At 71.9% G+C, this 12286-nt stretch carries 12 protein-coding genes; 6 read left to right on the top strand and 6 right to left on the bottom strand.

The genetic code is table 11. The features are described 5' to 3' along the window. Positions 1-32: 32 nt before the first annotated feature. Positions 33-689, bottom strand: coding sequence for an SDR family NAD(P)-dependent oxidoreductase (locus ACIRA5_RS02625; RefSeq protein ID WP_403686464.1), 657 nt, complete (start codon positions 687-689; stop codon positions 33-35). 229 nt (positions 690-918) lie between these two features. On the opposite strand from ACIRA5_RS02625, the gene ACIRA5_RS02620 reads away from it, so the two are divergent. Further along, positions 919-2088 (top strand): MFS transporter, encoded by a 1170-nt coding sequence (locus ACIRA5_RS02620; RefSeq protein ID WP_403686463.1) that lies wholly within the window; start codon positions 919-921, stop codon positions 2086-2088. 405 nt (positions 2089-2493) lie between these two features. Next, positions 2494-3237, top strand: coding sequence for a maleylpyruvate isomerase family mycothiol-dependent enzyme (locus ACIRA5_RS02615; protein WP_403686462.1), 744 nt, complete (start codon positions 2494-2496; stop codon positions 3235-3237). 89 nt (positions 3238-3326) lie between these two features. Here the strand turns inward: ACIRA5_RS02615 and ACIRA5_RS02610 are convergent, their stop codons facing one another. Further along, the gene (locus tag ACIRA5_RS02610) at positions 3327-3737 is read right to left on the bottom strand and encodes a MarR family winged helix-turn-helix transcriptional regulator (protein WP_403686460.1); all 411 of its coding nucleotides are present in this window, start codon (positions 3735-3737) and stop codon (positions 3327-3329) included. Positions 3738-3822: 85 nt separating this feature from the next. Here ACIRA5_RS02610 and ACIRA5_RS02605 point away from each other — a divergent pair, with 85 nt between their 5' ends. Together ACIRA5_RS02605 and ACIRA5_RS02600 are read left to right on the top strand one after the other, a co-directional pair. Then, positions 3823-5346, top strand: coding sequence for an MFS transporter (locus ACIRA5_RS02605; RefSeq protein ID WP_403686459.1), 1524 nt, complete (start codon positions 3823-3825; stop codon positions 5344-5346). 123 nt (positions 5347-5469) lie between these two features. Continuing rightward, on the top strand, positions 5470-5748 hold the full coding sequence (locus ACIRA5_RS02600) for a DUF6332 family protein (RefSeq protein ID WP_403686458.1): 279 nt from the start codon (positions 5470-5472) through the stop codon (positions 5746-5748). Here ACIRA5_RS02600 and ACIRA5_RS02595 read toward each other — a convergent pair. The 3 genes from ACIRA5_RS02595 to ACIRA5_RS02585 all read right to left on the bottom strand — a co-directional run bounded on the left by ACIRA5_RS02595 (position 5709) and on the right by ACIRA5_RS02585 (position 8607). Continuing rightward, positions 5709-6374 carry a response regulator transcription factor gene (locus ACIRA5_RS02595; protein ID WP_054228788.1) on the bottom strand — a complete coding sequence of 222 codons (666 nt, stop codon included), beginning with the start codon at positions 6372-6374 and terminating at the stop codon, positions 5709-5711. The genes ACIRA5_RS02600 and ACIRA5_RS02595 overlap by 40 nt on opposite strands. A gap of 101 nt (positions 6375-6475) precedes the next feature. Next, positions 6476-7732, bottom strand: a complete 1257-nt coding sequence (locus ACIRA5_RS02590) for a sensor histidine kinase (protein WP_403686456.1) — start codon at positions 7730-7732, stop codon at positions 6476-6478. A 137-nt stretch (positions 7733-7869) separates the two neighbouring features. Further along, the gene (locus ACIRA5_RS02585) at positions 7870-8607 is read right to left on the bottom strand and encodes a TetR/AcrR family transcriptional regulator (protein WP_403686454.1); all 738 of its coding nucleotides are present in this window, start codon (positions 8605-8607) and stop codon (positions 7870-7872) included. A 225-nt stretch (positions 8608-8832) separates the two neighbouring features. Between ACIRA5_RS02585 and ACIRA5_RS02580 the strand changes: the two genes are divergently transcribed. Further along, positions 8833-9282, top strand: coding sequence for a nitroreductase family deazaflavin-dependent oxidoreductase (locus tag ACIRA5_RS02580; RefSeq protein ID WP_403686452.1), 450 nt, complete (start codon positions 8833-8835; stop codon positions 9280-9282). A 71-nt stretch (positions 9283-9353) separates the two neighbouring features. Here the strand turns inward: ACIRA5_RS02580 and ACIRA5_RS02575 are convergent, their stop codons facing one another. After that, a complete protein-coding gene (locus ACIRA5_RS02575; RefSeq protein ID WP_403686451.1) occupies positions 9354-10610 on the bottom strand; it encodes a geranylgeranyl reductase family protein in 1257 nt (418 codons plus the stop codon). A gap of 185 nt (positions 10611-10795) precedes the next feature. On the opposite strand from ACIRA5_RS02575, the gene ACIRA5_RS02570 reads away from it, so the two are divergent. Continuing rightward, positions 10796-12151 carry a dipeptidase gene (locus ACIRA5_RS02570; RefSeq protein ID WP_403686450.1) on the top strand — a complete coding sequence of 452 codons (1356 nt, stop codon included), beginning with the start codon at positions 10796-10798 and terminating at the stop codon, positions 12149-12151. Positions 12152-12286: the final 135 nt, after the last annotated feature.

The following is a 12286-nucleotide window of genomic DNA, read 5'->3' as shown; positions in this document are numbered from 1 at the left end:
CGCGAACCGGCCGCCTGAGGCACGACGTCACATCAGCCCAGGAGGTTCCGGCCGTCTCCAGCATCAGGGTCGCCCCCGTCAGACAGCCCATGTCGTCGCTCACCAGCGCCGCCACAGCCCGGCCGATGTCCTCCTCGGGGTCGCCGAGGCTCCCCAGGGGGATGCCGGCGACGAGCCGTTCGGCCTTGTCGCGGTGGGCGGCGAGGTGCACCTCCGCGGCCGGGCTGAGCGGCCGGACAGACGACGTCGACACGGATCCCGTACGCGCTCCACTCCCGTGCCGCCATCCGGCTCAGGCCCCGGATCGCCTCTTTGGCCATCGCGTACGCGGCGAAGGCCGACTCGCCCCGCACGGCGGTCGACGAGCCGAGGTTCACCACGCCGCCTCGGCTCGTCCTCAGCTGGGGCAGGGCCGCCCGCATCGCGTGGAAGGTCGCCAACGGGCCACTGCGGTACGTCCGTTCGAGGTCGTCGTACGAGGTCTGTTCCAGCGGCGCTGCACCGAGGACTGCGCGTCGTTGACGAGCACGTCCAGCGCCCCCGAACTCCCGTGCGGTCTCGTCCACCATGCCGTCGACGTCACCGCGCTCGCACACGTCCCCCACCACCGTGTGGGCGAGGCCGCCACGTTCGACGCTCTCCCCGACCGTGTCCTTCAACGTGCTCTCGGTCCGGCCCGCGACCACCATCGCGGCTCAATCGGCGGCCGGCGCGAAGTGCACGGCCGCTCCTCGCCACCTCTGTGCCACCTGTGTGCCACCTCTGTCGGCCGATAGGGTCGATCATGGTCACCCGCTCGGCGCGACAGGCCGGCACACCCCCGGCGCATGCCGCCGAGCGCCTCCCTTGCCCCACCCCCCGCCCGCCACCTACGCTGAGTTTGTGCCGCTAATAAACAAAACCCGATCGCACAGTGCCGTGCGGGGCCCCGACGACCTCACCCGCCTGCGTGGCGCCATCACCGCCTTCTTCGCCCTCGACGGCTTCGTCTTCGCGGGCTGGGTGGTCCGCATCCCTGCCATCAAGGAGCAGACCGGCGCCTCGGTGAGCGCCCTGGGGCTCGCGCTGCTCGGCGTCTCCGCCGGAGCGGTGATCACGATGACGCTCACCGGCCGGCTGTGCCGCCGCTTCGGCAGCCATCCGGTGACCGTCGTCTGCGGCATCCTGCTGGCGCTGAGCGTGTCCCTGCCCCCGCTGACGCACTCGGCGGTCACGCTGGGGCTGGTCCTGCTCGTGTTCGGAGCAGCGTACGGCGGTATCAACGTCGCCATGAACAGCGCCGCCGTCGACCTGGTGGCCGCGCTACGACGGCCTGTCATGCCGAGCTTCCACGCGGCGTTCAGCCTGGGCGGCATGGTCGGCGCGGGGCTCGGCGCACTGGTGGCGGGTTCCTTGTCCCCCACCCGGCATCTGCTCGCGCTCACCGTGATCGGCCTGCTGGTGACCGCCCTCGCCGGACGCGTCCTGCTGAGCCACGAGCCTCCGGCGCCCCCGGAGCACGGACAGTCGCACAAGGAGCGCGCCCCGCGTCGCCTCGACGCACGCACCCGGCGGCTGGTGTTCGTCTTCGGCCTGATCGCCCTGTGCACCGCGTACGGCGAGGGCGCCCTGGCCGACTGGGGAGCCCTCCACCTGGAACAGGACCTGCGGGCCCACCCGGGCGTCGCGGCCGCCGGCTACTCCTGCTTCGCGCTCGCCATGACCATCGGCCGGGCCGGCGGTACGACGCTACTGGAACGGCTGGGCCGCACACGGACGCTGGTGGGGGGCGGTGCCACGGCCGCCACTGGCATGCTGCTCGGCGCGCTCGCCCCCTCCGTGTGGGCGACCCTGCTCGGCTTCGCGATCACAGGGCTCGGACTCGCCAACATCTTCCCCGTCGCCGTCGAACGCGCGGGCTCCCTCGCCGGCCCCGGCGGTGTCGCCATCGCCTCGACGCTGGGCTACGGCGGCATGCTCCTGGGGCCGCCCGCGATCGGATTCATGGCCGGCTGGTTCTCGCTGCCCATCGCCCTCACCAGCGTGACGGTGCTGGCGGCGCTGGCCGCACTCATCGGATTCGGGACGCGCCGGGCCGCCGTGAGCTGACGGCGCGCCGCCCCCGGGCCCTGGCGGACGCCCCCGCGGACCGGACGGGCGTGCTCCACCTCACAGCGGGCGACGGGGCCGGGCGGGAACAACTCAGGGGGGTCGGCCGTTGATCCGTACGTGGCTGCGGAGGGGACAGTGTCCCCGGGTCTCACCTACAGCCCATGGGGACGATCGTCCGGCGATGCCCCATGGAGCGTTCCGCCGCGAGGCGACCGCCCTCCGTCGGCCACGACATACGGCCCCGGCTGGTCTCCCCCGTCCAGCCGGGGCTTCTCCTTGCCCGCCGCCGACGCCGGCCGCCGGGGCGGCGGCCCACCGTGCCGTCGGCAGTGATCCCCGTCAGGTGACGCGATTACGCGTCCACGGTCCCCCGGAGCCCACTCCGTCCGGCACACTCGCCGCATGGAGATTCCGGAGTTCGTGGAGACCCTGGACGAGGAAGGCCGGTCGCTCGCCGCGGCGGCCGAGCAGGCGGGGCCCGACGCCAAGGTGGCGACCTGCCCGGGGTGGCAGGTGCGGGATCTGGTGCGGCACACGGGCATGGTGCACCGGTGGGCGACGGCGTTCGTCGCCGAGGGATACGCCGCGTACCACCCGGACGGCGGCCTGCCCGAGCTGGACGGCACCGAACTGCTGGCCTGGTTCAGGGACGGCCACCGTCGCCTGGTCGACACGCTCGCGGCCGCTCCGCCCGACCTGTCCTGCTGGAGCTTTCTGCCCGCACCCTCACCGCTCGCCTTCTGGGCGCGGCGGCAGGCGCACGAGACGGCCATGCACCGGGTCGACGCGCAGTCGGCGCTCGGCGAGACGCCGGACACGGTGACGCGGGGCTTCGCGGTGGACGGGATCGACGAGTTGCTGCGCGGCTTCCACGGACGTCCGAGGAGCCAGGTGCGTTCCCGAACGCCCCGTGTGCTGCGGGTGCGCGCCACCGACGTGGACGCGGTGTGGACCGTACGGCTGTCGCCCGAGCCGCCGGTCAGCGAGCGGAGCGCGGCGGCGGGCGGGCACGTCGACTGCGAGCTGGCGGGGCCCGCGGCACGGCTCTATCTGGCGCTGTGGAACCGGCTGCCGTTCCCGGACGTGACCGGTGACGCCTCGCTCGCCGCGCTGTGGCGGGAGAAGTCCGGCATCACCTGGGGCTGAGACACCGGGGCCCGCCCCCGATCGGCCCGGGTCGGTCCGCATGCGGTGGCGGTCCGCGTGCGGCTGCCTCCGGCCTGCGTTCCGCGGTGTCAGTCGCCGGTGGCCGTCCCGCCCGCGAGCATCCGCGTCAGCACCGCCCGCTGCGCAGGCAGCACCTCGGCATGGAGCGTTCGCCCCTTCGGAGTGAGGCAGACACGCACCCCCCGCCGGTCCTCCGCGCACATGCCGCGCGTCACGAGACCGTCCTTCTCCAGGCGGGCGATCAGCCGGGAGAGGGCGCTCTGGCTCAGATGGACGCGGTCGGAGATCTCCTGGACGCGGTAGGAGCGGTCACCGTCGGACGCGGCACCCCCGGCCAGCACGTCCAGCACCTCGAAGTCGCTTGCGCCCAGGCCGTGCCGGTGCAGCTCGCGGTCGAGCTCGCACAGGGTGCGCGCATGCACCGCGAGGATGTCACGCCACTGGTCCACGAGCACCTGCTCGGCCTTCTTCGCCGCCATGGGCGCACCGTAGCAAAGAATCGAGTTTGTTGCATCAGAATTAAATGCGCTTGCATCCGATGCATGCGCATGTACTGTCTCCCGCATGACCTCTCCGCTCACCATCCCCACCACCGAGGGACGCTGGACCCCGCGGCTGTGGGGCACCCTGCTGGTGCTCTGCGCCGCGATGTTCCTGGACGCACTGGACGTGTCGATGGTCGGCGTCGCCCTGCCGTCCATCGGCTCCGAACTGGACCTCTCCACCTCGACCCTGCAATGGATCGTCAGCGGCTACATCCTGGGATACGGCGGACTGCTCCTCCTCGGCGGCCGCACCGCCGACCTGCTGGGCCGCCGCCAGGTCTTCCTGGTGGCCCTTGGTGTCTTCGCGCTCGCCTCGCTGCTCGGCGGGCTCGTCGACTCGGGCCCGCTGCTGATCGCCAGCCGCTTCATCAAGGGCCTGAGCGCGGCGTTCACCGCCCCGGCGGGTCTGTCGATCATCACCACGACCTTCGCCGAGGGCCCCCTGCGCAATCGCGCCCTGTCGATCTACACGACCTGCGCGGCCACCGGCTTCTCGATGGGCCTCGTCCTGTCCGGCCTGCTCACCGAGGCCAGTTGGCGCCTCACCATGCTGCTGCCCGCGCCCATCGCGCTGCTCGCCCTGCTCGTCGGTCTGAAGCTGCTGCCGCGCAGCGAACGCGAGAAGGACCACAACGGCTACGACATCCCCGGCGCCGTCCTCGGCACGGCCTCGATGCTGCTGCTGGTGTTCACCGTCGTCCAGGCCCCCGAGGTCGGCTGGGCCTCGACCCGTACCCTCCTGTCCTTCCTCGCCGTGGCCGTCCTGCTCACCGTCTTCGTCCGTGTCGAGCGGCGCTCGGCAGGGCCGCTGATCCGGCTCGGCGTGCTCCGCTCCGGCAGTCAGATCCGCGCCCAGCTCGGCGCGATGGCGTTCTTCGGCTCGTACGTCGGATTCCAGTTCCTGGTGACGCTGTACATGCAGTCGCTGCTCGGCTGGTCGGCCCTGCACACCGCGCTCGCCTTCCTGCCCGCCGGCGCGCTGGTCGCGCTCTCCTCCACGAAGGTCGGCGCCGTCGTCGACCGCTTCGGGACCCCGCGGCTCATCGCGGTGGGCTTCGTGCTGATGGTCGTCGGCTACGCGCTGTTCCTGCGCATCAGCCTCGACCCGGGGTACGCCGCCGTGATCCTGCCGACCATGCTGCTGATCGGCGCGGCCTGCGCACTGATCTTCCCCTCCCTCAACATCCAGGCCACCAACGGTGTCGAGGACCACGAGCAGGGCATGGTCTCGGGTCTGCTCAACACCTCCGTCCAGGTGGGCGGCGCCCTCTTCCTGGCCGTGGTGACGGCCGTCGTGACCGCGAACTCCTCGGCGGGTTCCTCGCCGCAGGCCGTCCTCGACAGCTACCGGCCCGGTCTGATCGTGGTGACGGGGATCGCCGTGGCGGGGCTGCTGATCACACTGCCGGGGCTGCGGACCCCGCGCCCGCGGCAGACCGTCGTGGTCGCACGGTCCATGGGGAACGACTCCATGGGGAAGGGCTCCGTGGGGGACGACTCCGTACGGGAGGACTCGCAGGGGCGGGTGGCGATCGGCGACTGAACCGGTTCGCCGGCGACCTCAACTCTCCGCACCGGCACGGCACTTCGAACCGCCGCTTCGACCCGACGCGCCCGGCGGGCAACCCCTTGCCCGCCGGGCGCGCTGTCGTGACAGACTCGAACCATGGGGAGACGCGCGCAGGAAAAGCGGGACGCGATGACGGTCGAGATCGGGTACGCGCTCCTCAGCGCGACCTTCGCGGCGGGCCTGGCGCTGGGCGCCGTATCAGGCCCCGCCCTGCTCTTCGATCTCCCTCTCACCATCGAGAAGGGCCTGATCACCTCGGGGGTACTGCTGGCGACCGCGCTCTTCGCGGTACGCGTGGTCACGGTACTTGTTCGCTTCGGCCGCGCGGCCGGCACTCACCCGAGCCACCCCGGCCGCACCAACCCCGACTCATAGGCCAGCACGACCAGTTGGGCCCGGTCACGGGCGCCGAGCTTCACCATGGTGCGGCTGACATGGGTCTTGGCCGTGAGCGGGCTGACGACCAGACGCCGCGCGATCTCGTCGTTGGACAGTCCGATACCGACCAGGGCCATCACCTCCCGCTCCCGCTCGGTGAGCCGGACGAGCGACTCCGCGGCGGCGGGCTCCTTGGAGCGGGCCGCGAACTCCGCGATCAGACGGCGCGTCACGCCCGGTGACAACAGCGCGTCGCCACCGACCACCGCCCGTACCGCGCGCAGGAGTTCGTCCGGTTCGGTGTCCTTGACGAGGAAGCCGGAGGCGCCGGAACGGATCGCCTCGAAGACGTACTCGTCGAGCTCGAAGGTGGTGAGCATGACCACCTTCACGTCCTTCAGGTCCGGGTCGTCGGTGAGACGGCGAGTCGCGGCGAGGCCGTCGAGCAGCGGCATGCGGATGTCCATCAGGACGACGTCGGGGCGCAGTTCGCGCACCTTGCGCACCGCCTCCTCGCCGTCGGCCGCCTCACCGGCCACCTCCAGGTCCGCCTGTGCGTCGAGCAACGCCTTGAAGCCCGCCCTGACCAGTGACTGGTCGTCGGCGAGCAGGACGCGGATCACCGGTCGCCCCGCGCCGTCCACCGGTCCTCCCGCGCCGCCCACCGACCCTCCCCGGCTACCCACCGGCTCTCCTGCGCCATCTGCCGGCTCTCCTTCACCGTTCACCGGTCCTCCTTGACCTTCAGCGGGAGCACGGCCAGCACCCGGAACCCTCCGTCGTCGCGTGGGCCCGCCTCGATCGTGCCACCGAGGGCGACGGCCCGCTCCCGCATACCGGCCAGCCCGTTGCCGCTGCCGCCCGCGTCGGTGCCGGTCGCGGGCCCGTCGTCGTCGATCCGCAGCCGCAGCGTGCCCTCTGCGGCTTCGAGCCGCACCCGCGCGTGCCGCGACCCCGAGTGCCGTACGACGTTGGTGAGGGCTTCCTGGACGATACGGAACGCGGCGAGGTCGGTACCCGGCGGAAGCTTCGGAACGCCGCCGGGTTTCTCGATCCCGACCGTCAGACCCGCGCTCGCCGCCTGTTCGACGAGTTCGGGGAGCCGGTCGAGCCCGGGCGCCGGCGCGCGCGGCGCCTCCCCCGGCGTACGGAGTGTGTCGAGCACCTGGCGGACCTCGCCGAGCGCCTCCTTGCTGGCCTCCTTGATGGTGGTGAGCGCTGTACGCGCCTGTTCCGGGTCGGAGTCGAGAAGCGCGAGGCCGACGCCCGCCTGGACGTTGATCACGGAGATGCTGTGGGCGAGGACGTCGTGCAGTTCACGGGCGATCCGCAGCCGTTCCTCGTCGGCACGCCGGGCGGCGGCCCGCGCGCGTTCGGCGCGGTCGCGGGCCCACTGCTCACGGCGTATCCGGGCCAGCTCCGAGACGACCACGATCACCACGCCCCAGGTGATGATGCCGAGTTCCTGGTTCCAGGAGGCGGCCCGGTCCCCCGCGGGCGGCAACCAACGGTAGAGCCAGTGCCCCACCAGCAGATGACTGGCCCACAGCATGCCGACGGCCGTCCAGGCGGCCCAGCGGTGCCCCGCGACGACCGCGCCGAAGCAGCCGACGGCCACGGTGACGAAGACGGGCCCGTACGGATATCCGGCAGCCAGATAGACCAGCGCCGCCGCGGAGGTGCCGAAGGCGACGAGCACCGGGTACCGCTGCCGCCACAGCAGCAGGCCGGTGCCGAGGATCAGCAGCGCCCTCGCGAAGAGGTCCAGGGGGGTGCGTTCGCCGTCCTGGGCGTGCGCCGCGAACTGGGAGCCGCCCAGCACGAACACGGTCAGCAGCAGGGTGGAGCGCCACGGCCACCGGTCACCGCGACCGCCACCATGGTCCTCGCCGCTCCATCGGTGCCACCCCGGTGGCCCGTGCCGCCACCACGGCGGTACCCCGCCCCACACCGGGGACCTGGGGGTTCGCTGCTCTTCCATGCCAGTCACGCTAGACGGCGCGGGCCGCCGGGAGCGTCAGCCGGGCGAGGTGATCACGCGTACTCCCCACGGAGTACCACCCGCTCTCTCCACGGAGTAACCGCCCGGTCTCTCCACGGATCACCACCCGGTCGTCGTCAGGGACCGCTCGTGCCGTTCCCCTTGCCCGAGGACCCGGTCGGCTCGGGGTACACCAGGCCCACGCCGTGGGCGAGTTGGTCCACCGCGTGCCGGAAGAACGGCTCGCGGTCCTCCACGAGCCGGTTGAACTGCCCGAAGAGCTCGAACCCGATCAGCCCGTAGAGCTGGGCCCAGGCGGCGACGAGCCCCGCGACCGCCTCGGGCGGCAGGTCGGGGGCGAGGTCGGCGGCCATCCGCTGCGCCTCAGCCTTCAGCTCGGGCGACAGCGGGGTGCGGGCCACCCCCTTGCCCCGGTACGCGTCACGCACGATGCCGACCAGCAGGAGCCCCACGCGGGAGGCGGCCGGGATGGTCGTGTCCGGCGCGGCGTAGCCGGGCACGGGCGAACCGTAGATGAGCGCGTACTCGTGTGGCTGCGCCAAGGCCCAGCGGCGCGCCGCCACGCACACCGCGATCCAGCGTTCGCGCGGCCCGGCGCCCGCGACCTGCGCGTGCGCCGCCTCCGCACTCTCGCCGAGGGAGTCGTAGGCGTCGATGATGAGCGCGGTCAGCAGGTCGTCACGGCTGGGGAAGTAGCGGTAGAGCGCGGAGGAGACCATGCCGAGCTCCCGGGCGACGGCTCTGAGCGAGAGCTTGGCGGCGCCCTCCGCGGCGAGCTGTCTGCGCGCCTCTTCCTTGATGGCCGCGGTGACCTCGATCCTGGCTCGGGCGCGTGCTCCGCGTGCGGTGCTCATGCGGGAAAGTGTGCCACGTTTTCAGAGCAGTGCACACAAACGAGAGCAGTGCACACAAAGTAGATCGGGCGCACACATTCGAGAGCGGTGCACGGAAACGAGAGCACCGCTCTTGATTTGGATCACCGATCTCATGCAGACTGCTCACAAGCGAGAGCAGTGCTCACAAAAGCGAGCACCGCTCCCACTCAGAGAGCGGTGCTCTCGCAACCGACAGGGGTCATCATGTCCACGCACGTCCAGAAGCCCGGCTGGTTCACCGTCAACGTCTTCAACCGCTGCGTGGCGTTCATGACCCGCCGCGGCCTGAGCATCTGGGGCTCCCGGGTCCTGGCCGTCCGTGGCCGCAAGAGCGGCGCGTGGCGCACCACCCCGGTCAATCTGCTCACCGTGGACGGACAGCAGTACTTGGTCGCCCCCCGCGGCCACGTCCAGTGGACGCACAACATGCGGGCCGCGGGCGGCGGCGAGCTGCGCCTCGGCAAGAGGGTGGACACGTTCACCGCGACCGAGGTCGGCGACGACGACAAGGTTCCGCTGCTGCGTGCCTACCTCAAGCGCTGGAAGGCGGAGGTCGGTGTCTTCTTCGGTGGCGTCGGCCCCGACTCGTCCCCCGAGGAGCTGCGGCGCATCGCCCCCGACCACCCGGTCTTCCGGATCACGGTCACGGGCTGACCGGCCGCAAGCCGACCGCCACCCCCCGTCAGCCACCGGCCACTCCACGGGCGAGGCTCCGCGCCCCACGGTCACTCCGTGGTCGGAGTGCTCTCGGCGGCCGTCGGCGCGGCGACGGCCGATCGCCGGTCGAACGCGGACAGGGCGCGCCCTGCCATCGGGTGGGAACGCACCATCTCGCCCAGCGTGGTCGAACCGCGGGTGATCCCGGCGAACGCCCTCCAGGCGGGCCGGAAACTGGTGATCGCCGCGTGGAGCATGCCCGGCCGACGCTCGAAGGCCGCGAGCATGCTCTTGCCGACGGCCATCTCCACGCCGAGTCCCGCCTTGATGGCGAAGGCGTAGTTGAGCGCCTGGCGCCGGGTGTCCACCGCGTCGTGTGCCTCGGCGATCCGGACCGCCCACTCCCCCGCGAGCCGACCGGAGCGCAGCGCGAAGGAGATGCCCTCGCGGGTCCAGGGTTCGAGCAGCCCCGCCGCGTCGCCGCAGACCAGCACGCGCCCGCGCGACAGCGGGGAGTCGTCGGCGCGGCAGCGCGTCAGGTGCCCGGAGGAGATGCTCGGCTCGAAGCCGGCGAGCCCGAGCCGGGCGATGAAGTCCTCCAAGTACCGCTTGGTGGCGGCGCCTTCGCCGCGCGCGGAGATCACGCCGACGGTGAGCGTGTCCCCCTTGGGGAACACCCAGCCGTAACTGCCCGGCATGGGCCCCCAGTCGATCAGGACCCGTCCCTGCCAGTCCTCGGCGACGGTCTCCGGCACCGGGATCTCCGCCTCCAGGCCGAGGTCGACCTGATCGAGCTTCACCCCGACGTGCGCCCCTATGCGGCTGGCGCTGCCGTCCGCGCCGACGACCGCCCGCGCCAGCACGGCCTCGCCGCCCTGGAGGACGACGGCGACGGTGCGCCGGTCGGGCACGGCGGACCCGTGCTGTTCGACCCGCGAGACCGTCACTCCCGTGCGCAGCTCGGCGCCCGCCTTCTGGGCGTGCTCGACGAGCTGCTGGTCGAACTCGGGCCGGTTGATGAGCCCGAACAGCATCTGCTTGGAGCGCCGGGTGCGGGTGAACTTGCCGTCGAGCGAGAACGTGACCGCGTGCACCCGGTCCTGGAGCGGTAGCTCGAAGCCGGGCGGCAGGGCGTCGCGCGAGGGGCCGATGATGCCGCCGCCACACGTCTTGTAGCGGGGCAGTTGCGCCTTCTCCAGCAGCAGGACGCTGCGTCCCGCGACCGCTGCCGCATAGGCGGCCGAGGCGCCCGCCGGCCCCGCGCCCACCACGACGACGTCCCACACCCGCTGTTCGTCGTCCGCCGAAGAGTTCTCGCTGCTCACGATGGTCTACTGCTCCCAGTCCAGCCGTCTGCCGCCACGGTCCCGAGCATCCTACGGCGGGCATCGCCGCAGGCCACTGTGGGAGGATCGGGGGCGTATGCGCCCTGCACACCAGGGACGCGCGTACGCACCACCCGATCACTTGTACACAGAAGTACAACGTCGCACCTACAAGGAGCGTGCCCATGTCGTCGAATCCGGTCGCCGAGACCGTCGCCTCGCTCATGCCCAGGGCACAGGCGGAGCTCACCGAACTGGTGGCCTTCAAGTCGGTGGCGGACTTCGACCAGTACCCCAGGAGTGAGAGCGAGGGCGCCGCGAACTGGATCGCCGACGCGCTGCGCGCCGAGGGTTTTCAGGACGTGGCGCTGCTGGACACCCCGGACGGCACGCAGTCGGTGTACGGCTTCCTGCCCGGGCCCGAGGGCGCCAAGACCGTGCTGCTGTACGCGCACTACGACGTGCAGCCGCCGCTGGACGAGGCTGCCTGGACGACCCCGGCGTTCGAGCTGACGGAGCGCGACGGCCGCTGGTACGGGCGCGGCGCCGCCGACTGCAAGGGCGGGTTCATCATGCACCTGCTCGCGCTGCGCGCGCTGAAGGCGAACGGTGGCGTTCCGGTAGGCGTCAAGGTGATCGTCGAGGGTTCGGAGGAGCAGGGCACTGGCGGTCTTGAGCAGTACGCCGAACAGCACCCCGAGTTGCTGACCGCCGACACCATCGTCATCGGCGACGTCGGCAACTTCCGGCTGGGTCTGCCGACGGTCACCTCGACCCTGCGCGGGATGACCCTCGTTCGCGTGCAGATCGACACCTTGGAAGGCAATCTGCACTCGGGCCAGTTCGGCGGGGCGGCGCCCGACGCGCTGGGCGCGCTGATCCGCGTACTGGACTCGCTGCGCGCCGAGGACGGTTCTACGACGATCGACGGGCTGTCCGGGGACGCGCGCTGGGATGGGTTGCAGTACGAGGAAGAGGCGTTCCGCAAGGACGCCAAGGTGCTGGACGGGGTCGAGTTGATCGGCTCGGGTACGGTCGCCGACCGCATCTGGGCGCGTCCGGCCGTCACCGTGCTCGGCATCGACTGCCCGCCGGTCGTAGGCGCCACCCCGTCCGTGCAGGCGGGCGCTCGGGCGCTGGTGAGCCTGCGGGTGCCGCCGGGCGTGGACGCGGTCGAGGCGACCAAGCTCCTGCAGGCGCATCTGGAGGCGCGCACGCCGTGGGGCGCGCGGGTGAGCACCGAGCAGATCGGCCAGGGCCAGCCGTTCCGCGCCGACACCTCCAGCCCGGCGTACACGGCGATGGCCGAGGCGATGGCGGTCGCGTACCCGGGCGAGGAGATGCAGTCCGCGGGCCAGGGCGGTTCCATCCCGCTGTGCAACACCCTCGCCTCGCTCTACCCGCACGCGGAGATCCTCCTCATCGGCCTGAGCGAGCCGAAGGCGCAGATCCACGCCGTGAACGAGAGCGTCTCCCCCGACGAGCTGGAGCGTCTCTCGGTCACGGAGGCGCTGTTCCTCCAGAAGTACGCCGCGAGCTGACCACCCGGCAGAGAGGGTCCTCGCCACCCGGCGAGGACCCTCTGGCTCGGCCTGCTGAACGGCCTCCACTCCGTGCGCCGTTGACCGTCGGCACCCGATCACCCGGTGTCCGTACACCGCCGACGCCGGATCACC

The sequence above is a fragment of the Streptomyces sp. NPDC096311 genome (assembly GCF_044763085.1).
In the GTDB taxonomy this organism is placed as follows: Bacteria; Actinomycetota; Actinomycetes; order Streptomycetales; family Streptomycetaceae; genus Streptomyces.
This window is presented reverse-complemented; position numbering and strand designations above follow the sequence as displayed.

Coding starts and splice junctions, on each gene's coding strand:
- ACIRA5_RS02625 (WP_403686464.1), bottom strand. CDS start 689: ATGGTGGTCGCGGGCCGGACCGAGAGCACGTTGAAGGACACGGTCGGG.
- ACIRA5_RS02615 (WP_403686462.1), top strand. CDS start 2,494: ATGGAGATTCCGGAGTTCGTGGAGACCCTGGACGAGGAAGGCCGGTCG.
- ACIRA5_RS02610 (WP_403686460.1), bottom strand. CDS start 3,737: ATGGCGGCGAAGAAGGCCGAGCAGGTGCTCGTGGACCAGTGGCGTGAC.
- ACIRA5_RS02605 (WP_403686459.1), top strand. CDS start 3,823: ATGACCTCTCCGCTCACCATCCCCACCACCGAGGGACGCTGGACCCCG.
- ACIRA5_RS02600 (WP_403686458.1), top strand. CDS start 5,470: ATGGGGAGACGCGCGCAGGAAAAGCGGGACGCGATGACGGTCGAGATC.
- ACIRA5_RS02590 (WP_403686456.1), bottom strand. CDS start 7,732: ATGGAAGAGCAGCGAACCCCCAGGTCCCCGGTGTGGGGCGGGGTACCG.
- ACIRA5_RS02585 (WP_403686454.1), bottom strand. CDS start 8,607: ATGAGCACCGCACGCGGAGCACGCGCCCGAGCCAGGATCGAGGTCACC.
- ACIRA5_RS02580 (WP_403686452.1), top strand. CDS start 8,833: ATGTCCACGCACGTCCAGAAGCCCGGCTGGTTCACCGTCAACGTCTTC.
- ACIRA5_RS02570 (WP_403686450.1), top strand. CDS start 10,796: ATGTCGTCGAATCCGGTCGCCGAGACCGTCGCCTCGCTCATGCCCAGG.